The following is a 21339-nucleotide window of genomic DNA, read 5'->3' as shown; positions in this document are numbered from 1 at the left end:
GCGCGCATCCTGGAAGCCTCGCAGAAGGTGGCGGCGACCATCGCCGACATCTCGGCGGCGTCGGGCGAGCAGGCCAACGGCATCGACGAGATGAGCCAGGCGGTGGCGCATCTCGACGAGATGACCCAGCAGAACGCGGCGCTGGCCGAACAGAGCGCGGCTTCCGCCAACGCCCTCTCCGGCCGGATCGGCCAGCTCAACGAGCTCGTCGCGACCTTCCGCACCGGCCGCGAGGCGGTCGGGCAGTCGGCCTATCCGCAGCCCGTCGCTTCCGCCGCTGCCGCGGCGCGCCCGGTGAAAGCCGTGCCTCGCGCTGCGGCGCGGCCCGTCGCGGTCTCGAACATGGCGCAGGCCCCCTCCGCCAAGGCCCCGGCGGCCGAGCCGGAGCGGCTGCGCAAGCTCGCCGAAGCCGCCTTCGCCCAGTCCAAAGCCACCCCCGCCCCGCGCAAGGTCGCCAATGGCCGCGCCCAGGATGCAGGCTGGGAAGAGTTCTGAGCGCGGAGGACTGAGCCCTCAACGCCCACAGCCCTCCCGCCCGCAAACGAAACGGCGCCCCAAAAGGGCGCCGTTTCCGCTTGAAGGACACAACAGCTCAGCCCGGCAACCGATAATCCTTGAACATCTCGCGCAGCACCGTCTTCTGGATCTTGCCGGTTGCGGTGTGCGGGATCGCCTCGACCAGCACGACATCGTCCGGCAGCCACCATTTCGCGATCTTGCCCGCCATGAAGGCCAGCATCTCTTCCTTGCTCGGCGTGCGGCCGGTCTTCGGCACGATCACCAGCAGCGGCCGCTCGTCCCATTTCGGGTGGGTAATGCCGATCACAGCTGCCTCCGCCACATCGGGATGGCCGACGGCGAGGTTTTCAAGATCGATCGAGGAGATCCATTCCCCGCCCGACTTGATGACGTCCTTGGAGCGGTCGGTGATCTGCATGTAGCCGGCGGGATCGATCGTCGCGACGTCGCCGGTATCGAAGAAGCCCTGATCATCGAGGATGTCCTCGTCGTCACGCCGGTAATAGGCGCCAGCCACCGCCGGCCCGCGCACCTTGAGGCGGCCAAAGGTCTTGCCGTCCCAGGGCAGGTCGTGGCCGGCATCGTCGGTGAGCCGGAACTCCACCGTGAAGGGCGGATGGCCCTGCTTGACCTTGAGATCGTAGAGCGCCTCGCCCGAAAGGTTTCCGTAGACCGGCTTCATCGAGCAGAAGGAGCCGAGCGGGCTCATCTCGGTCATGCCCCAGGCATGGGCGACGGTAACGCCGTATTTGCGCTCGAAGGCCTCGGTCATAGCGCGCGGGCAGGCCGAACCGCCGATGACGACGCGCTTCAGCGTCGAGAGCTTGCCGCCGGTCGCTTCCAGATGCTGTAGCAACCCGAGCCAGACCGTCGGCACCGCCGCCGTCATGGTGACGCCTTCGCCTTCAAGCAATTCGTACAGCGATGTGCCGTCGAGCTTCGCCCCCGGCATCACCAGCTTCGCCCCGGTCATCGGCGCGGAATAGGCGAGCGACCAGCTGTTGGCATGGAACAGCGGCACCACGGGCATCACCGTATCGCGCGAGGACAGCCCCATATAGTCCGGCGCCGCGCAGGCGAGCGCATGCAGCACGTTGGAGCGATGCGAGTAGAGCACGCCCTTCGGCCCGCCGGTCGTGCCGGAGGTGTAACAAAGCCCGGCTGCGGTGTTCTCGTCGAATGCACCCCAGGCGAAATCATCGTCCGCCTCCACGAGCCAGTCCTCATAGGCGACAGCACCCTTGAGGCTGCATTGCTGCATGTGCGCGGCATCGGTGAGGACGATGTAGCGCTCGATGCTCGGCAGCTTCTCCTGCAACTGCTCGATCATCGGCACAAAGGTCAGGTCGAGGAACAGCAGCCGGTCCTCGGCGTGATCGACGATCCAGGCGATCTGCTCCGGGAAGAGCCGCGGATTGACCGTATGCGTGATCGCGCCGATGCCGCTGATCCCGTACCAGAGCTCGAGATGTCGGTCGCTGTTCCAGGCGAGCGTCGCCACCCGGTCGCCGAGCCCGATCCCGTCGCGCTGCAGCCGCTTGGCCACGCGGAGCGCCCTGCTCCTGATCTCGGCATAACTTCGTCGCCGCAAGGTGCCGTCCTCGACGGCGCGGCTGACGACCTCGCGCGTGCCGTGCTGGGTCGCGGCATGATCGATGATCCGATGGAGCAGAAGGGGCCAATCCTGCATCAGGCCGAGCATGCGCGTTCCTCCCGAAGACCTGCTTTTTCGAGAGGATAACGACGTGCTTCCGCGAAAGGAAAGTCGCACTATCGAGGGCTCGCCTGCCGGCTCCAGATAGTTTAGGTCTGATCGTTCCAGAGGGGGAAAACGCGATGACCGCACCGAAAAGCGTGCCGCACGCGGCGACGGAGCCTGACCGGGTCTGGTTCCGCTTCATGCGGTTGCACCAACGCATGCTGATGCAGATGACCGGTCGCATCCGCAAGCTCGGCCTTTCGATCCCGCAATTCGACCTGCTTTCCACCTTGACCGAGCAGGAAGGCATCAGCCAGAGCGAGCTCGCCGAGCGGCTCTACGTCACCAAGGGGAATGTCTCAGGGCTCGTCGATCGCCTCGTGCAGGCTGGCCTCGTCGAACGCCGCGCCATCGCCGGCGACCGACGCTCATATGCGATGCATCTGACGCCGGAAGGCCGCCGGCTCGCCGAGGCTGGCATCGCCGCCCAGCGCGACTTCGTGGCCAGCACGCTGGGCAAGCTCAAGACCGACGATCTCGCCGAGCTCGACCGCCTCGTCCTGCTCTGGCGCGATCATGCCCGCGCCATCGACGTGGAATGATCCCGCGATGGCTGCCGATATCGACCTGACCGCCTCCGCCACGGCTCTGCGCACGGGCTTGCTCGGGCGCCGCTTCAGCGCTGCCGAGCTGCTCGAAGCAAGCTTCGCCCGTATCGACGCGCTGAACCCGCGGCTCAACGCCATCGTGGCCGAGGATCGCGAGGCCGCCCGCGCCATGGCCAGCGCCAGCGACGCGCGGATCGCCAACGGCACCGCGCGCCCGCTCGAAGGCCTGCCGATCACGATCAAGGACGCCTTCGACGTCGCCGGCCTGCCCTCCTCCGGCGGCCTGCCGGCCTATCGCGAGCGTGTCCCGGCCGAGGATGCAGCGGCAGTCGCGAGGCTGCGCGCTGCGGGCGCGGTCATCGTCGGCAAGACCAACGTTCCGGTCTTTTCCGGCGATTTCCAGAGCTACAACCCCGCCCATGGCGTGACCAACAACCCCTGGGATGAAACGCGCTCTCCGGGCGGCTCCTCTGGCGGCGCGGCGGTCGCCGTCGCGACGGGGATGAGCGCCTTCGAGCTTGGCTCCGATCTCGGCAGCTCGATCCGCTGGCCAGCGCATGCCTGCGGCGTCTTCGGCCTTAAGACGAGCTGGGGGCTGGTCTCGACCTGGGGCGCGATCCCGCCCCCGCCCGAGCGGCGAACCGCGCGCAACGTCGATCTGATGGTTGCCGGCCCGATCACCCGCACCGCTGAGGATCTCGACCTGATCCTCCCGGTCATCGCCGGCCCGCGCGATGCCACGCTCACCGCTGCTTCCTTGGCGGAGGCGCGCGCCCGAACGGCGAAAGGGCTGCGCGTGGCGCTCTGGGCCGACGATCCCTTCGCTCCGGTCGACCGGGAGGTGGCGGACGCCGTGCGCGAAGCAGCTCGCCGCCTTGGCGAAGCCGGCGCCATCGTCGACGAGACTGCCCGCCCCTCTGTGAGCTTTGCCGACGCCTTCGAGGTCTATGCGCTGCTGAACCACGCTGTCGTGGCCTATAGCCTGCCGCCGAAGGTGCGTGCTCGCATCCAGGCGCAGGCTTCGCGCTTCAGCCCGAACGACCTGTCGCATCAGGCGCTGCAGGCGCGCGGCGCGCGGATGACGCCCGGTCTCTATCAGCAGCTCGCCCATCGCCGCCTCGCCCAGAAGCGGCAATGGGCGCGCTTTTTCCAGCGCTACGATGTCGTGCTTTGCCCGCCGGCCCCAGTCGCGGCGATCGCCCATGACCACGGCCCGGACATCCACGCCCGCCGCCTGATCGTGAATGGCGACCCACGCCCCTATCTCGATTTCCTGCTCTGGGCCGCGCCGGCCACCGGCGCCGACCTGCCTGCGCTCTGCGCGCCGGTGATGCGCTCCCGCGGCGGGCTGCCCCTCGGCGTCCAGATCATCGCGCCTTTCGGAGAAGACCGCATGGCGATCGCCGTCGGCGCGATGCTGGAGGAGGTCGGCTGCCGCTTCGCCCCGCCGCCGATCATTCGTTGAGCCTCCATGCTGTTCCGCGTTCGCGCGCATTGCGCCAGAGTCTGCCACCCCCTGCGTCGAATTCGCTCAACATTTGCGGTCAGTTCAGCTTAAGGTGGCAAGAATCTTTAACAGGGAGCGGAAACCGATCATGCTGTCGAATGTCGCAGTCAGGGATATCGAGACCCTCGTCCATCCTTACACCAACCTCGCCACCCACCGGCAGAACGGGCCGCTGGTGCTGGAAAGCGGCAAGGGCATCTACGTCTACGATTCCGCCGGCAAGGAATATATCGAGGGCATGGCGGGCCTCTGGTGCACCTCGCTCGGCTACTCCAACCAGGAGCTGATCGAGACCGCCTATGAGCAGATGAAGAAGCTGCCCTTCACCCACATCTTCGGTGGGCGCAGCCACGACCCGGCGATCGAGCTCGCCGAGAAGCTCAAGGAGATCGCCCCGGTTCCGATCTCGAAGGTGTTCTACGGCGCGTCCGGCTCGGACGCCAACGACACCCAGGTCAAGATCGTCTGGTACATGAACAATGCGCTCGGCCGGCCGCAGAAGAAGAAGATCATCTCGCGGCTGAAGGGCTATCACGGCGTCACCGTCGCCTCGGCCTCGCTGACCGGCCTGCCGAACAACCATATCGACTTCGACCTGCCGCTGCCGGGCATCCTGCACACCTCCTGCCCGCATCATTACCGCTTCGCCGAGCCTGGCGAGAGCGAGCAGGACTATTCGACGCGCCTTGCTGCCGAGCTCGAGGAGATGATCCTGCGCGAGGGGCCGGACACGGTCGCTGCCTTCATCGCCGAGCCGGTGATGGGCGCCGGCGGCGCGATCATCCCGCCGGAGGGTTATTTCGAGAAGATCAACGCCGTCCTCGCCAAATACGACATCCTGTTCATCTCGGACGAGGTCATCACCGGCTTCGGCCGCACCGGCAAGATGTTCGGCACCGAGACCTACGGCATGAACGCCGACACGATCTCGCTCGCCAAGCAGATCACCTCGGCCTATTTCCCGCTCAGCGCCGTGATGATGAACGAGAAGGTCTATGAAGTTCTGGTCGACCAGAGCCGCAAGATCGGCACCTTCGGCCACGGCAACACCTATGCCGGCCACCCCGTCGGCTGCGCCGTCGCGGTGAAGACGCTGGAGATCTACCAGCGCGACAAGATCGTCGATCACGTCAACAAGGTCTCCCCGACCTTCGTCCGCCGCCTCGATAAGCTCGCCGAGCATCCGCTCGTCGGCGAAGCGCGCGGCGTCGGCCTCATCGGCGGCGCCGAGCTGGTCAAGGACAAGCAGACCAAGGCCTCGTTCGAGACCAAGAAGGGCGTCGGCGCCAAGGCCGTCGCCTACGCACTGGAAGAGGGCTTCATCACCCGCGCCATGGGCGACCGTCTCGCCTTCTGCCCGCCGCTCGTCATCTCGGAAGCCGAGATCAACGAGATGTTCGATCGCTGCGAGCGCGCGCTCGACAAGACGCTGAACTGGGCCAAGGCGGAAGGCCTGCTGGCCTGAGCGATTGGGCATAGGGAACATCTTGAGGCCGGGCGGCGATCGCCCGGCCTTTTTTTCTTTCCGTTCATCAATGTGGCCAAAACCGCTCCCAGCCCGAGATCGCCACGAACAAATCACAGACGCGCCCCGGCCCCGTCCTGATCCACGGGCAGTGTCGAGGGGTCGGCGGGCGTGAGCCCACGACGTCAGGTCATCAGAGAGTCAGGAGCCATGTTTCAACACGACGCCCGTCCCCAGATGCAGCCGCGCAAGAGTTTCCACGATGCCACGGCACGCGAAAACTACACGTCGCAGTTCCGCCCGATCGCGATTCAGGCGGTCGCTGCGGGAACCCGGCAGCTGTCAGGCGCGTTGAAGAAGCACGGCGAGGCACGCAGGACCGAACTCCCCGGCGTGCTCCGCCACGGTTTCGACGACTGAAACCTCCCTTCGAGACCCTAAACTGGCCGGTGCGGAGCTTGCTCCCACCGGCCTTTTTCGTGCGCCGGTCATCAGGGCGGAAGACGCCCCGAAACGAAAACGGGCGGCCCTGAGGCCGCCCGCCGAAACTCCGAAAACCGGCCTAAGACGTCAGACGACGATGACCTTGGCGCCGACCGGCACGCGATTGAACAGATCGATCGCATCGATATTGCGCATCCGGATGCAGCCGGACGAGGCCGAACGGCCAATCGTCTCGGGCTCGTTGGTGCCGTGGATGCGATAGAGCGTGTCGTGGCCGTTCTGGTAGAGATAGAGCGCGCGTGCGCCGAGTGGGTTCTCCGGCCCGCCATTCATTCCGCCCGCCACGGGCTTCAGATGCGGCCAGCGCTTGACCATCTCGGCCGGCGGCGTCCAACGCGGCCATTCGGCCTTGCGCTGCACCACCGCTTCGCCGGTCCAGCCATAGGCCTCGTCACCGGTGGCGACGCCGTAGCGGATGGCCTTCTTGTTCGGCAGGACGAGATAGAGGAACTTCTCCTTCGTATCGACATAGACCGTGCCCGGCGGCTGGCCGGTCGGATCTGCAATCTCATACGGAAGATAAGGCAGGTAAGTATCGAACTTGGGGACGAGCGCGATATATTCCGCATCGCGGGCTGACAGCTCCGGAGCGGCCACGCTCTTATACTGGCAGGCGCCGAGAAGGGCCGACAGTGCCAAGGCAACGAAAACGGTTTTCTTCATAGCCCCCACCAGCGCGACCCGAAGGCAGCCTTTATGATGAATCAAGAGTTAACGCTTCGTATCGCCCAAGACATACCCAAGAGGGCGACGGTCGGGCGAAGCACTAGGCGCCAAACCGGCAAGGCGCAATCAGGTTCCCTTTAGCGTGCCCTGAACGCGCGCAGCCGTGGCAAACAGGCCACGCTTTCGGCCCCGTTGACCGCAATCGTTTGGATTGATCCGCTTGACCACGCTTCTGATCACCCATCCGGCCGGCTTCGGCCACGCCATGCCGCCCGGCCACCCCGAATGCGCCGAGCGGCTGAGGGCCGTCGACCAGGCTCTGGAAGCGGAGCGTTTCGCGACACTGATTCGGGTGGAGGCGCCGCTCGGCACGCTCGAACAGGTGACGCTTTGCCACGCGGCCTCCTATGCCGAGGCGCTGGTCGCATCGAGCCCGGCCGCCGGCTTCGTTCAGGTCGACGGCGATACCTTCATGTCCCCCGGCACGATCGAGGCCGTCCTGCGCGCCGTCGGCGGCGCAACCGCTGCCGTGGATGAGGTCATGAGCGGCAAGGCCCGCAATGCCTTCGTCGCCATGCGCCCGCCGGGGCACCATGCCGAGCGCGATCGCGCCATGGGCTTCTGCTTCTTCAACCACGCGGCGATCGCCGCTCGCCACGCGCAGAAGGCCCACGGCGCCGCGCGTGTCGCCATCGTCGATTGGGACGTCCATCACGGCAACGGCACGCAGGACATCTTCTGGCAGGATGCGAGCGTCCTCTACGCCTCCACCCACGAGATGCCGCTCTATCCCGGCACAGGTGCGGCGTCGGAGCGCGGCGCCCATGGCACGATCGTGAATGTGCCCTTGCATCCTGGGGAAGGGTCGGACGAATTTCGTGAGGCCTTCGAGATCGCGATCCTGCCCCGCCTCGACGCGTTCCGCCCCGACCTCGTGGTGATCTCGGCCGGCTTCGACGCGCATTGGCGCGACCCGCTCGCCGGTCTCAACCTGCGCGAAGCCGATTTCGCCTGGGCGACACAGAAGTTGATGGAATTGGCCGACAGGCATGCCGGCGGCCGCATCGTCTCCGTTCTCGAGGGCGGCTACGATCTCGACGCCTTGGCGCGATCGGCGGCCGCCCATGTCGGCGCGCTGATGGGCGCCTGACCGCGCCTCACTCCAGCGGCGCCGTCTCCACGATCTCGATGCCGAAGCCGCCGAGCCCCACGAAAGAGCGCGGCGAGGAGGCGAGGTTCACGATCGAACTGACGCCGAGATCCCGCAGGATCTGCGCGCCGAGTCCGACCTCGCGCCATTGCTGGCTGCGCAGCGCGTCCGAGCCCTCTTCCTCGACGCTTTTGATCGGAACGCCGGCGCTGCCGTCGCGCAGATAGATGAGAACGCCCCGGCCTTCCTGCTGGAAGCGCCGCAGCGCGCCCTGGATGGAGCCGGCGCCGCGGAGCACGTCGGCGACGACATCGGCCCGGTGCAGCCTGGCCGGCACCTTCTCGCCGTCCCCGAGCTTGCCCATCACGAAAGCGAAATGCTGGGTGTTGTCGAACGGCGTGATGTAGACATGGCCGGTCATCTCGCCGAACTCGGTCTTGACCGGGAAGGAATGCACCCGCTCGACCAGCTTCTCGCGCAATTGGCGATAGGCGATGAGGTCGGCGACCGTGATCTGCTTCAGCCCGTGCTTCTCGGCAAAGGCGGTGATCTGGGCGCCCTTCATCACCGTGCCGTCGTCATTGGCGAGTTCGCAGATCACGCCGACCGGCGGCAGGTCGGCGAGCTTGCACAGATCGACGGCGGCTTCCGTATGGCCTGAGCGCATCAGCACGCCGCCATCCTTGGCGATCAGCGGGAAGACATGGCCGGGCCGGACGAAATCGGCCGCGCCCATATTGCCGTTGGCGAGCGCGCGGACCGTGTTGGTGCGCTGCTCGGCCGAGATGCCGGTCGTCAGCCCGTGCTTGACGTCGACCGTGATGGTGAAGGCCGTGCCGAGCGGGGCGTCGTTGGACGAGACCATCGGATCGAGGCGCAGGCGCCGCGCCTCGGCCGTCGTCAGCGGCGCACAGACGATGCCGCAGGTATTGCGGATGATGAAGGCCATCTTCTCCGGCGTGCAGAGCGAGGCGGCGACGATGAGATCGCCCTCGTTCTCACGATCATCGTCATCGGTGACGATGACGATCTCGCCGCGTGCGAAGGCTTCGATGGTCTCGGCGACTTTATTCGACATGGCGGCCTCGCGCGGCCCTGACAGGCCGAGAAAATCGTTGGGGGTGACGGCGCCGCCCGTAGCGGCGGCGATGCGCTCGGCGCTTTCGCGGGAAATCCAGGCGGCGGGGTCGTTGCAAAGCGCCGTCACGCTGGCCGGCGACAGGCCAACCCGCTTGGCGAAGGCGCTGCGCGCAATCTTGTTCTGCCGGAGCCAGACGTCGAGCTTCATGCCCGCAAGCTAATACGACGAGGCTTCATCGGCAATGAACAATCGATGCATTTTCAGTATTGCTGAAATGCAAGCCGCTACGCGTCGTGCTCGGGCTTGACCCGAGCACGACGCGGGAGACGCACTTAAGGGCGCCTCTCCCGGCCAGAGATTCCCGGGCCTCCGCTACGCTTCATCCGAGAATGACGGCGCGAAACTCACTCCTGAAACGGCCAGCGCGGCTCGACCACGCCGACCTGCCCGCGATGGCGCAGATATTGATCCGCCAGCACGCAGGCGACCATCGCCTCGCCGACCGGCACGGCGCGGATGCCGACGCAGGGGTCATGCCGGCCCTTGGTGAACATCTCGGCTTCGCCGCCCGTCCGCGTCACGGTCGCGCGCGTCGCCAGGATGGAAGAGGTCGGCTTCACCGCGAAACGGGCCACGATCGGCTGCCCCGTCGAGATGCCGCCGAGAATGCCGCCGGCATGGTTGGAGAGGAAGAGCGGGCGCCCGTCATTGCCGGCGCGCATCTCGTCGGCATTCTCCTCGCCTGAAAGCTCGGCCGCGCCGAAGCCTTCGCCGATCTCGACGCCCTTGACCGCATTGATGCTCATCAGCGCCGCAGCGATCTCGGCATCGAGCTTGCCATAGATCGGCGCGCCCAGCCCCGCCGGCACGCCCTCGGCGACGATCTCAAGCACCGCGCCGATCGAGGAGCCGGCCTTGCGAATGCCATCGAGATAATCGGCGAAGAAGGCTGCGGCCTTCGCATCCGGACAGAAGAACGGGTTGCGGCCGACCTCCTCCCAATCCCAGTTGGCGCGGTCGATCTTGTGCGGCCCCATCTGCACGAGCGCACCGCGCACCACCATGCCCGGCACAACCTTGCGGGCGATGGCGCCGGCGGCGACCCGCATCGCCGTCTCGCGCGCCGAGGAGCGCCCACCGCCGCGATAGTCGCGGATGCCGTATTTCACATCATAGGTGAAATCGGCATGGCCCGGCCGGTACTTGTCCTTGATGTCGGAATAGTCCTTCGAGCGCTGGTCGACATTGTCGATCAGCAGCCCGATCGAGGTTCCCGTCGTCACCTGCACGCCGTCGCTCTCGCGCGCGAAGACCCCGGAGACGATGCGGACCTGGTCCGGCTCCTGACGCTGCGTGGTGAAGCGCGACTGGCCGGGGCGGCGCCGGTCGAGGTCGCCCTGGATATCGGCTTCCGTCAGCGGGATCAGCGGCGGGCAGCCGTCGACGACGCAGCCGATGGCAGGGCCGTGGCTCTCGCCGAAAGTGGTGACGCGGAAGAGATGGCCGAAGCTGTTGTGCGACATGGGAGCCCGTTGGGTTATGCACCGGCTCTTAAGCCGGATTGGGGCGCGGCGAAACCCCGCCCGGATGGTGGCGCCCATTGACAAGGCCGGGCCTCGCCGGCTTCAAGCTGACCGCATGAGTTGCCAGGCGCCCTGCCCCTCGCGCTCCTGGCGCCCCGGGAGCCCCATCATCGCGGGACTTTAGCCCCGAGCCGCCCGTCGGCGGTTTCGGGGTTGAGTAGGCTCGCGCCTGCCAGCGCAATCGCGGCAGCGAGCCACAGATCGTCAAATCACTCCCTGTCGCCAGCGCTCGCTCTTCAGGGCGGGCTCCGCCGCATGCCGGCCGCGCCGGCCGCACCGCTGTCTGCGGGCTTTTCCGATCTGTCGGGCATGCCGTGCCATCGACGCTCAGGCTCATCATGAAACCTTTCCGCCGGCGTCCCGTGCCGGGAACAGCGGCAGGCGTCAGCCTTGCCCGCGCCTTGTCCAAGCTCGGCTATTGCTCGCGCAGCCAGGCCGAGAAGCTGATCCTCGAGGGACGCGTCGACGTCGACGGCCGCCGCGCCCGCCATCCGGAGCTGCGCATCGATCCGCGGCGGGCGCGTCTGCGGGTCGATGGCCAGGCCGTTTCCGCCGCGAGCCGCGTCTATCTGATGCTCAACAAGCCGCGCGGCGTGGTGACGACGACCAGCGATCCGGAGGGGCGCCAGACCGTCTATGCCTGCCTGGAAGGCCTCGACCTGCCCTTCCTGGCCCCGGTCGGGCGCCTGGACATGGCGAGCGAGGGGCTGCTGCTCATGAGCAACGACACCCGCTGGGCGCAGCACATCCTCGATCCCGCTTCCGGCGTCGAGAAGACCTATCACGTCCAGATCGACCGCGTGCCGGACGAGACCTTCATGGCCCGCTTGCGAGGGGGAGCCACAGATGATGGCGAGATCCTGACGACCCGCGCCGCCACGCTGCTGCGCCATGGTCAGCGCAATGCCTGGGTCGAGATGGTGATCGACGAGGGCCGCAACCGACAGATCAGGCGGATCGTGGAAGCGGCCGGGGCCGAAGTCCTGCGCCTCGTCCGGGTCAGAATCGGCGAACTCGAGCTCGGAGACCTGCCCAAGGGCGCTGTCAGCGAGCTCGGCAGCATGGAAAGGGCACAGCCGCTGGCCGGCCGCGCCGCCCTCAAAGAAAAGACCTGGGGTTCGGCGCGCTGAGCGTCCGCTGGCTTAGTGCGCCGCGGCCTTCGCCGGCACGGCCGGCGCGCCCTCCCAGCGCGTATGCGCCGGCAGGTTCTCGCCCTTCATGATCACGGTCAAAAGCCCGACCTGGGCGTAGTCGCCGACATGGGTGTCGTAGAGCACGGTCGCGCCTGCCCCGACGCAGACGCCCTTGCCCAGCCTGACGCGGCCGACCTTCATCACGCGGTCCTCATAGAGATGCGTCTGAAGCGCCGAATGGGCGTTCACCGTGCAGAAATCGCCGACCTTGATGCAGTCGAACTCGGTGATATCCGTCGAGTCCAGCCAGACCCCCTTGCCGTATTTCGCGCCGAACAGCCTCAGAAACCAGGGCAGGAACGGCGTGCCGCGCAGATAGTCGAACAGTACCTTGCCGCCGAGGCCCCAATACATCACCGCGACGGCCTCGGTGCGCATCGCCCACCACGACCACATCGGCTTCATCACCGGCTTGTAGGTCCCCATCATCAGCCATTTGACGGCGGCGCAGATCAGCGCCTGCGCCACGGCGATCAGAACCGCCACCCCCATGAAGGAGACGACAAGGCCCAGCCAATCGCCCTCGTTGATCTTCTGCTGCAGCACCATGTCGACCGCGATCGTGCCGAAGGTAATGAACAGCATCGAGGGGAAGGAGGTGTGCAGCGCCTCGAAGACGCCGCGCCCGAACTGCTTGGCGAAGGAGGGCTTGTAGGTCCAGTCGGCACCGAGATCGACCTTCTGCCGGGTCGGCAGCTTGATCGGCGGCGAGCCGAACCAGGTGTCGCCGGGCTGCATCCGGTCGTTGGCCGGCGGCTTCGACTTGATGCCGATCAGCACGCGGTCGGGAATGACGGCACCGGGCGGCACGACCGCGTCGTTGCCGACGAAGACCTGCTCGCCCGTGCGTGTCGCGTCGAGGCGCATATAGCCGCGGCGCATATCCTCGTCGCCGAAGACGACCTCATCGGCGATGAAATTGCCCGAGCCGATGCCGGTGAGATCGTAGCGGCCGGAGAGGTTGGTCGAAATCTCCGCGCCCTTGCCGATGCGTGCGCCCATCAACCGGTACCAGGCCCGCATATAGATGGTGGCGAAGAGCGAGGAGAGCGTCTCCAGCGTCACCTCGGTTGCCAGCGCCACCGTCCATTTGCGCGCATAGAAGCCTGAATGGATTGAATACGAGCCGGAGGTCACGCGCGGCAGGATCGCCCAGCGCAGCCCCGCCATCAGCAGCACGGTGAAGGCGATGAGGCCGATCGCGGTCGGCCAGGTCAGGATAGGCAGGAACCAGAGATAGCTGATGTCGGTCCAGCCGGCGATGAAGTAGTCGATCTTGTCGAAGAGCCAGAAGGCCGGAAAGATCGGCAACAGGCTGACCGGCGGCAGCACCACCAGCATTAGGATGTAGAAGGCCGTCAGCAGCGCACGCCGCCCCATCGAGGCTTCCGCCTGCGGCGGCAGCGCGGCGAGATCGACCGTGCCGACCTTGCGTGCGGGCGTGCCGTCCCAGATCTCGGCCTCTCCCACATGGATGCCGGGTGGAATGGCGGTGAGATCGCCGATCTCGGCATGATTGCCGATGACCGAGCCATGGCCCAGCACGACCGAAGCCCCGGCCGAGACGTCCTTGCCGATCTTGATGCGGCCGATGATCAGCTTGTCGCCCATCGCCTCGCCATTGGCGAAGGTGGTCTTGGAGCCGAAGCTGGTGCCGTCGCCGATCTCGATCAGGTCGATGGCGCCCGCCTCGTAGTCGGAGATGATGACGTCGCGCCCCACCTTGGCGCCGAGCAGGCGCCAGTAGAAGCGCATCACCGGTGTGCCCTGGAGCCATTTGATATGGACGAGGCCGGCGACACGCGCCGCGAACCACCAGCGGAAATAATAGACGCCCCAGAGCGGGTAGACTCCGGGCTTGGTCCGGCCGAGCACGATCCATTTCAACGCGACGGCAACGAGGCCGGTCGCGACGATGATCATGATGTAGACGCCGAGCAGCGCGACAATCTGGCCGAGCAGCGGCAGGTCCTCACCCGAGAGGATCATGTAGGTAACGAAGACGCCGAGCCACTGCGCCGTCGACAGGCCGATGATCACCGGCAGCACCGCAGCCTGCGCCAAGCCGCAGAGGAAGCGGCGCAGGAAGGGCGGAGGCGTGAAGGAGAGGTCCTCCGCCGTCGCCGCGCCACGCTCGTCGAGCAACGCGGCCATCGCGCGCAGCGTCCGGGCGCCATAGACATCCTGCAACGTGATGCCGGCATAGGCCGGCGTCTCGCGCACGATCGAGATGAAGCGCGCCGCCAGCAGCGAATGCCCGCCGAGATCGACGAAGAAATCGGATTCCAGCGGCAGGCTGGCTGCGCCGAGCACGCGCCTGGCGGCGTCGAGCAACGCGGCTTCCGTCTCGTTGCGCGGCGGCTCCTGTTCGCCCTCGGCGCTCGGCGCCGTCAGCGGCGCGGCCTTGAGCATCTTGCGGTCGACCTTGCCGGAAACCATGCGCGGCAGCGAACCGACCGCCTCGAAATGCGCGGGAACCATATAGGGCGGCAGCTTCTCGCGCAGCGCCGCCCTCAGAGCAGCCCCGTCTACCGCCACGCCCGGCTCGGCCACGACGAAGGCAACGAGCCGCTCGATGCCGTCATCCGTGCGCAGCACGACCGCCGCCTGCGCCACGCCGGGCTCGTCGGCGAGCTTCGATTCGATCTCGCCGAGCTCGACGCGGAAGCCGCGGATCTTGATCTGGTCGTCGATGCGGCCGTGGAAGACGATGTTGCCGTTGGCATCGAGGCTGACCGCATCGCCCGAACGGTAGAGCACCGGATCGTCCGCGCCGGCCAGGCCTGAAAACGGGTTGGCGATGAACTTCTCGGCCGTCAGCTCGGGCCGTCCGTGATAGCCCTTGGCGACGCCCGGCCCGCCGATCAGGAGCTCGCCCTGTTCCCCCGGGTGAACGAGGCGCAGATCCTCGCCGACGACATAGGCGGTGTAGTTCGCAATCGGCTTGCCGATGGTGACGGCCTCGCCGGGGACGACCTCGGCAGCGGTCGCCACGACCGTCGCCTCGGTAGGGCCGTAGGTGTTGAGGATGCGCCGGCCCGGCTTCGACCATTTCTGGACGATTGCGGGGGGAAGCGCCTCGCCGCCGAGCAGGATCAGCTTCAGCGACGGCACATCGGTCGGCAGGATGCCGAGCAGGGTCGGCACGGTGTCGATGACGGTGACGCCGGCCTCGTTGAGGATGGCAGGCAGCTTCTCGGCATCGCCCATCATCTCGGGCGAGGCGACGAAGAGCGTCGCGCCGACGAGATATGGCGTCCAGATCTCCTCCATCGACAGGTCGAAGGCGACCGAGGCACCCTGGAAGACGACATCGTCGGGTCCGATGCCGTAGAGCGCGTTCCCGGAGCGCAGGAAATGGCAGATGTTGCGATGGCTGATGACGATCGCCTTCGGCGTGCCCGTCGAGCCGGAGGTGTAGATCAGATAGGCCGGATGATCCTTGGTCAGCCCGGCCGGGCGCGCCGGCGGCTCATGATCGTCCGCCGCGGCTGCGAGGATTTCAGGCGACCAGACCTTGCGGTCCGTCTCCTCGGCCCGGGCAGCCCAGCCGGCGCAGGTGACGATGCCCTTGGCTTCGGCGTCGTTGAGGCAGGTCGCGATGCGCTCGACCGGCGCATCCGCATCGAAGGGCACCCAGGCCGCTCCCGCGCGCGTGATCGCGATCTGTGCGACGAGGAGGTCGATGCCGCGCGGCATCCACAGGCCGACCATGTCGCCCGGCCCGACGCCGGCAAGCTGCAAGCCCCGCGCCTGCCGTCCGGCCCGGGCCCAGACCTCGGCATAGCCGAGGCGGCGTTCGCGATCGACAAGCGCAGGATGATCGGGGCGTGCGGCAACCGTGGCCGCGAAGATCTCGGCCAGCACCTCATCGTGGATCAGATCAGGGCGCTTCTCGCCGGCCAGCATGGCGAGGAGGTTTGCGCCGGCCTGATCAGACGCCGCCGGCAGCTTCGTCATATCGTTCATCGCGCCCCGCTGCGCTCAAAGCCCGCCGCTGTCACCGAGGCGACTCATGCCTTCGGCCCGGCGGCACCTTGCCACGCACCTTATGAAGAAACCCGGAATCCGTCGCCGTTGCGCCGCGACATCCGCGTGAGCCCCCCGGCCGGGCAGGCCGCCGCATCACGACGCTCTGCTAGCATATTCTTCCTGCCGAATCACGCGTGAACCGGCGATGAATGTGAAGCTGCGCCCGGAGCGGCCCGGGCGGCTCAGAGCCAGTCGGCCTGGTTTCCCGAGATCACGAGCAGCTTGCCCTGCCAGATCTCGACCCTCGCAGCGTCGCGTGGCGCAACCGCGCCGACCAGCGCCAGCACCGCCCGCGCTACCCCCCCGTGGCTGACGATCACCGTCTCGCGCCGCAAGCCTTCGAGCACCGGGCGCACCCGCTCTGCCAGCATGCGATAGCTCTCGCCGCCCGGCGGCACGAAGCCCCATTTGTCGCGCTCGCGCAGATGCGCCTGCTCGCGCTCGGCCTTGCGGACATCGCGCCAGGTGAAGCCTTCCCATTCGCCGAAGGTCAGCTCCCGCAGCCGGTCATCGACGGCGTAGCCGCCGTCCGGCAGAGCGAGTTCGCGGCGCAGGATGTCCATCGTTTCGCGCGCCCGCTGCATCGGCGAGGCGATGTAGTCGAGCTCCGCATAGGCCGGTTCCAGCGTCTTGAGGCGGTCGGCGGCCTCAGCCGCCTGCTCACGACCGAGCTCGTTGAGCGGGATATCCTGGCCGCCTTGCAGCCGCCCCTCACGATTCCAGTCGGTTTCGCCATGACGAACGAGGATGAGCCGATGCGAAAGCGATAGCGGTAGCATGCGGGGCTTCTGCACGCTGATGCCGCCCGCGTCAAAAGCCAATGACGTCCGGAGCCCATGCATCGGCCCCATAGCGACAATCGGCCGCTTTCTGTGGCCCATCGCACAAGGGGTGTGTATAGCGCCCTTGCCCAATCATCGGCGGAACCGCATGCCCTTCTCCCTCGCCTTGCCTGATGGCCGCTGCCTCGCGCTCGATGCGCAGCCGCTGGTCATGGGCATCGTCAACGTCACGCCCGATTCCTTCTCGGATGGCGGCCTGCACCTGGGCATCGAGGCCGCGGTGTCGCATGGCGAGCGCCTGGTGGCCGAGGGGGCGGGCATCGTCGATGTCGGTGGCGAGTCGACCCGGCCAGGCCATGCCACTGTCGATACCGAGACCGAGAAGGCGCGCGTGCTGCCGGTGATCGCCGGGCTGAAGGCCCGGATCGAGGCGCCGATCTCGATCGACAGCTACAAGGCAGAGGTCGCGGAAGCGGCGCTCGCCGCCGGCGCATCGATCGTCAACGACGTCTGGGGCGCCCAGCGCGACCCGCGCATCGCCGCCGTCGCCGCGCGGGCCGGCGCTCCGATCATCCTGATGCACAACCGCGAGAGGATCGACGCTGCCCTCGACATCTTCGACGAGGTGCTGCGCTTCCTCGAGCGCTCGATCGCGATCGCGACGCAGGCCGGCGTGCCGCGTGGCCAGATCGTCGTCGATCCCGGCATCGGCTTCGGCAAGACCATCAGCCAGAATCTCGACCTCATCCACCATCTCGATCGGCTGGGCGAGCTCGGCTGCCCGATCCTGCTCGGCGCCTCGCGCAAATCGACGCTCGGGCATATCACCGGCCGCGCGATCCCGGCCGAGCGCCTCGCCGCCAGCATTGCCGCCCATCTCTACGGCGCCAGCCGCGGCGCCGCTATTATCCGCGCCCATGACGTCGCGCCCCATATCGATGCGCTGAAGACCTGGGCCGCGATCGAAGACAGCACGAAGGCAGACCTGTGAGCGAAACCGGCCGCATCCTGATCGAGAAGCTCGATATCTACGCCTATCACGGCTTCTTCTCGGAGGAGGAGCGGCTCGGCCAGCGCTTCGTCCTCGACCTCGCGCTCGACGTCGACCTGCGCGCCGCCGCCGCCAGCGACCGCCTGGCCGATACGGTCGATTACGGGCGCGCCGTCGCCATCGTGAACGACGCTTTCACGGGCCGCCGCTATCACCTGCTGGAAGGCGCGGCGCGCGCCGTCGCCCTGGCGATCTTCGACGCCTTCCCCTCGGTAGAGGGAGTCGAGGTCACGCTGCGCAAGCCGGCTCCTCCGATTCCCGCGACACTCGGCTCGGTTGGCATCCAGTTGAGATTCCAGCGTGAAGGTTGAGGCCGCGCTCGCCTTCGGCGGCAATCTCGGCGACCCCGTCGCCGCCTTCGCCGCAGCCTTGCAGGGGCTGCGCGACCACCCCGCCATAGCGCTCGGCCGGCTGTCCTCGATCTATCGCACACCGCCCTGGGGCAAGACCGACCAGCCGGAATTCCTCAACATGGCGGCCCTGGTCGAAACCTCGCTCGCCCCGCAAGACCTGCTCGCCTTCTGCCTTGAGCTGGAGCGTGCCGGCGGCCGCGAACGGCGCGAGCGCTGGGGACCGCGCACGCTCGACATCGACATCCTGACCTATGGCGACGCGGTCATCGACCAGGCGAGGCTGCAGATTCCGCACCCACGCATTCCCGAGCGCGCCTTCGTGCTGACGCCGCTGGCGGAGATCCTGCCGCAGCGCCTGATCGGCGGGCGGACGGTGGCCGATCTGCTGGCCGCCACCGCAGACGAAACGATCCGCCGCGACGACGACGCGACGGATCGCTTGAAGGCGCTGCTGGCGGGCTAGCCGAAGGCCATGCGTCAATCCTCGTAAAGTTCACGCAGAATGGCCAGGGCATTGCTGAGCGTTGCCGGTGGGGCCGCGCCTAGCCGACGGATCAGTCTCTTCTTGTCGAGAGCCCTGCTTTGCTCGAGCAGGATCAGCCCATCAATGCCTTGAAATGAGATCGGCACCCTGAAGCCCGCCGGGCGGCTTTTTGACGTCATGGGCGCGACGATGACCGTGCGTAGATGATCATGAATCTCGGCAGGCGAGATGATCAGGCAAGGCCGCGTCTTCTGGATTTCGCTGCCCAACGTCGGATCGAGAGCCGCGAGCCAGATGTCCCCGCGCTTCACCATGTCAGTTCGGTGTCTTCGGCATTGCCGAATTCCGGCCAAGCCAGCGCATCATCTTCCGTAGCCGCGAGGCGTTTGGCATCTTCGGCCCACCCTTCGCGTGCCTGCCCCTGCAGCGGCTGGATGACAATGCGGCCCTGCTCGACGGTGAGCTCGACGCCATCGCCCGCCTTTGCCCCGATCTCGGCGAGAAGAGGCTTCGGGATGACGATTCCGGCCGAATTGCCGATCTTCTTGACGGCGCTGCGCATGGCTCCCTCCATCGACGATGGTAGGATAAGCGCAATCAGGCCCCGTTACAACAATGTTATAACGAAGCCAGGATCTTACTCGCCCTTGTCGAGCGAAATGTCCGGCGCGGTCGGCACCTTCATGCCGACGACATGGTAGCCGGCATCGACATGCATGATCTCGCCGGTGATGCCGCGCGACATGTCGGAGACGAGGAACACCGCGGTCTCGCCGACCTCCTCGATCGTGACGGTGCGGCGCAGCGGGGAGTTGTACTCGTTCCAGCGCAGGATGTAGCGGAAATCGCCGATGCCGGAGGCCGCGAGCGTCTTGATCGGCCCGGCCGAAATGGCATTGACGCGGATCTTCGAGGGGCCGAGATCGGCGGCGAGATACTGCACGCTCGATTCCAGCGCCGCCTTCGCGATGCCCATCACGTTGTAATGCGGCATCCACTTCTCGGCGCCGTAATAGGTCAGCGTCAGCAGTGAGCCGCCATCTGGCATCAGCTTCTCGGCGCGCTGGGTGATCGCCGTGAAGGAGTAGCAGGAGATCAGCAGCGACTTGGAGAAGTTCGCCTCGCTCGTCTCGACATAGCGGCCGGTCAGCTCGTCCTTGTCGGAGAAGGCGATGCAGTGGACGACGAAGTCGAGCTTGCCCCAGAGCTTCTCGACCTCGGCGAAGACCGCGTCGATCGTCGCGCCGTCGGTGACGTCGCAATGGCCGACGACATGGCCGCCCAGTTCCTTGGCGAGCGGCTCCACCCGCTTCTTCAGCGCATCGCCCTGATAGGTGAAGGCGAGTTCCGCGCCCGCGTCGGCCGCCGCCTTGGCGATGCCCCAGGCGATGGAGCGGTTGTTCGCGACGCCCATCACGAGTCCGCGCTTGCCCTTGAGGAGATTGGCGGTCGGCGAAACGGCGTTGGAATCAGGCATGGGGGACCCGCAGATGAACGATGAGCAGGTCTCTTAGAACAGTCGCAGGGAAGTGGGAACCGCTTTTGACGACGGCCTCCACGGCTGAATCATGCATCCGGCCCCAATCGGGGGCATTTTCCTCCGATCAAGGCCGGCAAAAGCTCCTCGCAGCAGGCTGAAAGGTCAGTCCGTGTCGCTGCGCGTCTTCATCAGGGCGGTCAGCTCGGCGTCGCTTGCCGGCATCTCGATGTCGATCGCAACGAAGAGGTCGCCAACCGCGCCCTTTTCGCCCTTGAGTCCTTTGCCGCGCAGGCGGAACTGCTTGGTCGTGCCGGTCAGCGGCGGAATCGTCATCTCGACGGCGCCGGTCAGTGTCGGGACGTGCAGCGGCCCGCCGAGCACCGCCTTGGTGAGCGGCACCGCGACGCGGGTGCGCAGATCCTTGCCGTCGACCGTGAAGCGCGGGTCCGGCTTGATCTTGATCGTCATCATGACGTCGCCGGTCTCACCGGAGAACGGATCGGTCTGACCCAGTCCACGCAGGCGCATCACCTTGCCATCGGTGACGCCCTCGGGGATCGTGATCTCGACCTCGCGCCCGGTTGGCAGCTTGACCCGGCGCGCGCCGCCGGTCACGGCCTGCGCCAGTCTGACCTCCAGCGTGAAGCTCTGCTCCGGCGGCTTCTGCGGCTCGGGCCGGCCGCGCGAGCGCCGGCTCGCCTCGCCAAAGAGCGAGGAGAAGATTTCCGAGGCGTCGAAGCCGGCATCGCCACCCGGCTGGCCGCCGCCGGGTTGCGCGCCGCCGCGCCCACCGAAGGGGTTGCCGCCCTGGCCGAAATTGAATTCGAAGCCGCCATTGCGTCCGCCGCGGCCGGCGCCCATGCCCTCGAAGCCCTGGAACTTCGGCTTGCCCGCGGCATCGATCTCGCCGCGGTCGAACTGCTTGCGCTTGGTCTCGTCGCCCAAAATCTCATAGGCGGTATTCAGCTCGGAGAAGCGGTCCTGCGCCTTCGGATCTTCCTGGTTGCGGTCCGGGTGCAGCTCCTTGGCGCGGCGGCGGAAGGCCTTCTTGATCTCCGCATCGCTCGCGCCGCGGGCGACGCCCAGAACCTGATAGGGATCGCGCATCCAAAACCTCGTTTTCACGCAAAGTCGAACTCCCGGCGCCCAAGCCGCCAGCCGTCCGCTTCGCCTAATCTGGGG

19 protein-coding genes and 1 pseudogene are annotated in these 21339 nt (G+C 66.9%); 10 read left to right on the top strand and 10 right to left on the bottom strand.

All coding sequences use genetic code 11. The features are described 5' to 3' along the window. A pseudogene (locus tag AC1DEZ_RS27020) lies at positions 1–495 on the top strand (hypothetical protein); the annotation flags it as partial. A 97-nt stretch (positions 496–592) separates the two neighbouring features. On the opposite strand, the gene AC1DEZ_RS27015 reads toward AC1DEZ_RS27020, so the two are convergent. After that, positions 593–2221, bottom strand: a complete 1629-nt coding sequence (locus AC1DEZ_RS27015; RefSeq protein ID WP_476781271.1) for a long-chain-fatty-acid--CoA ligase — start codon at positions 2219–2221, stop codon at positions 593–595. Between the two features lie 134 nt (positions 2222–2355). On the opposite strand from AC1DEZ_RS27015, the gene AC1DEZ_RS27010 reads away from it, so the two are divergent. From AC1DEZ_RS27010 to AC1DEZ_RS26995, 4 genes are all read left to right on the top strand, one after another. After that, entirely contained in the window at positions 2356–2820 is a 465-nt protein-coding gene (locus AC1DEZ_RS27010; protein ID WP_476781270.1) for a MarR family winged helix-turn-helix transcriptional regulator, read from the top strand. 7 nt (positions 2821–2827) lie between these two features. Then, positions 2828–4291 (top strand): amidase, encoded by a 1464-nt coding sequence (locus AC1DEZ_RS27005; protein ID WP_476781269.1) that lies wholly within the window; start codon positions 2828–2830, stop codon positions 4289–4291. 130 nt (positions 4292–4421) lie between these two features. Next, entirely contained in the window at positions 4422–5798 is a 1377-nt protein-coding gene (locus tag AC1DEZ_RS27000) for an aspartate aminotransferase family protein (protein ID WP_476781268.1), read from the top strand. 210 nt (positions 5799–6008) lie between these two features. Further along, complete coding sequence (locus AC1DEZ_RS26995) at positions 6009–6218, top strand: hypothetical protein (protein ID WP_441510133.1); 210 nt, start codon at positions 6009–6011, stop codon at positions 6216–6218. 150 nt (positions 6219–6368) lie between these two features. Here AC1DEZ_RS26995 and AC1DEZ_RS26990 read toward each other — a convergent pair whose 3' ends face one another. Continuing rightward, positions 6369–6965 (bottom strand): L,D-transpeptidase, encoded by a 597-nt coding sequence (locus AC1DEZ_RS26990; protein WP_441472844.1) that lies wholly within the window; start codon positions 6963–6965, stop codon positions 6369–6371. 223 nt (positions 6966–7188) lie between these two features. Between AC1DEZ_RS26990 and AC1DEZ_RS26985 the strand changes: the two genes are divergently transcribed. Further along, positions 7189–8118, top strand: coding sequence for a histone deacetylase family protein (locus AC1DEZ_RS26985; RefSeq protein ID WP_476781267.1), 930 nt, complete (start codon positions 7189–7191; stop codon positions 8116–8118). A gap of 7 nt (positions 8119–8125) precedes the next feature. Here AC1DEZ_RS26985 and ribB read toward each other — a convergent pair whose 3' ends face one another. Beyond that, positions 8126–9406, bottom strand: coding sequence for a 3,4-dihydroxy-2-butanone-4-phosphate synthase (ribB, locus tag AC1DEZ_RS26980; protein ID WP_476781266.1), 1281 nt, complete (start codon positions 9404–9406; stop codon positions 8126–8128). Positions 9407–9603: 197 nt separating this feature from the next. Beyond that, positions 9604–10722: a chorismate synthase gene (gene aroC / locus AC1DEZ_RS26975; RefSeq protein WP_476781265.1), complete on the bottom strand. Its 1119-nt coding sequence runs from the start codon at positions 10720–10722 to the stop codon at positions 9604–9606. A 398-nt stretch (positions 10723–11120) separates the two neighbouring features. Here aroC and AC1DEZ_RS26970 point away from each other — a divergent pair, with 398 nt between their 5' ends. Continuing rightward, positions 11121–11912 (top strand): pseudouridine synthase, encoded by a 792-nt coding sequence (locus AC1DEZ_RS26970; RefSeq protein ID WP_476781264.1) that lies wholly within the window; start codon positions 11121–11123, stop codon positions 11910–11912. A 12-nt stretch (positions 11913–11924) separates the two neighbouring features. Here the strand turns inward: AC1DEZ_RS26970 and AC1DEZ_RS26965 are convergent, their stop codons facing one another. Together AC1DEZ_RS26965 and AC1DEZ_RS26960 are read right to left on the bottom strand one after the other, a co-directional pair. After that, entirely contained in the window at positions 11925–15944 is a 4020-nt protein-coding gene (locus AC1DEZ_RS26965; RefSeq protein WP_476781263.1) for a Pls/PosA family non-ribosomal peptide synthetase, read from the bottom strand. A gap of 245 nt (positions 15945–16189) precedes the next feature. Further along, positions 16190–16786 (bottom strand): histidine phosphatase family protein, encoded by a 597-nt coding sequence (locus AC1DEZ_RS26960; RefSeq protein WP_476781262.1) that lies wholly within the window; start codon positions 16784–16786, stop codon positions 16190–16192. Positions 16787–16937: 151 nt separating this feature from the next. Here AC1DEZ_RS26960 and folP point away from each other — a divergent pair, with 151 nt between their 5' ends. From folP to folK, 3 genes are read left to right on the top strand one after another with little or no spacing between them, the layout of a single operon-like run. Further along, positions 16938–17780, top strand: a complete 843-nt coding sequence (folP, locus tag AC1DEZ_RS26955) for a dihydropteroate synthase (protein ID WP_476781261.1) — start codon at positions 16938–16940, stop codon at positions 17778–17780. Further along, entirely contained in the window at positions 17777–18151 is a 375-nt protein-coding gene (folB, locus tag AC1DEZ_RS26950; protein ID WP_476781260.1) for a dihydroneopterin aldolase, read from the top strand. The genes folP and folB overlap by 4 nt, the downstream gene beginning before the upstream one ends. Continuing rightward, the gene (gene folK / locus AC1DEZ_RS26945) at positions 18141–18656 is read left to right on the top strand and encodes a 2-amino-4-hydroxy-6-hydroxymethyldihydropteridine diphosphokinase (RefSeq protein ID WP_476781259.1); all 516 of its coding nucleotides are present in this window, start codon (positions 18141–18143) and stop codon (positions 18654–18656) included. Before folB ends, folK begins: the two co-directional genes overlap by 11 nt. 14 nt (positions 18657–18670) lie before the next feature. On the opposite strand, the gene AC1DEZ_RS26940 is transcribed toward folK, so the two are convergent. The 4 genes from AC1DEZ_RS26940 to AC1DEZ_RS26925 form a co-directional block, all read right to left on the bottom strand. Further along, positions 18671–18991, bottom strand: coding sequence for a type II toxin-antitoxin system PemK/MazF family toxin (locus AC1DEZ_RS26940; protein WP_476781272.1), 321 nt, complete (start codon positions 18989–18991; stop codon positions 18671–18673). Beyond that, entirely contained in the window at positions 18985–19239 is a 255-nt protein-coding gene (locus tag AC1DEZ_RS26935; protein WP_476781258.1) for an AbrB/MazE/SpoVT family DNA-binding domain-containing protein, read from the bottom strand. The genes AC1DEZ_RS26940 and AC1DEZ_RS26935 overlap by 7 nt, the downstream gene beginning before the upstream one ends. A gap of 75 nt (positions 19240–19314) precedes the next feature. Further along, complete coding sequence (gene fabI / locus AC1DEZ_RS26930) at positions 19315–20154, bottom strand: enoyl-ACP reductase FabI (RefSeq protein ID WP_476781257.1); 840 nt, start codon at positions 20152–20154, stop codon at positions 19315–19317. A 165-nt stretch (positions 20155–20319) separates the two neighbouring features. After that, positions 20320–21264: a DnaJ C-terminal domain-containing protein gene (locus AC1DEZ_RS26925; RefSeq protein WP_476781256.1), complete on the bottom strand. Its 945-nt coding sequence runs from the start codon at positions 21262–21264 to the stop codon at positions 20320–20322. Positions 21265–21339 lie beyond the last annotated feature (75 nt).

The sequence above is a fragment of the Allobosea sp. 10L422 genome, assembly GCF_056395345.1.
Note: the sequence above shows the minus strand (reverse complement) of the source record. Positions and strands in the feature narration are given on the sequence as shown.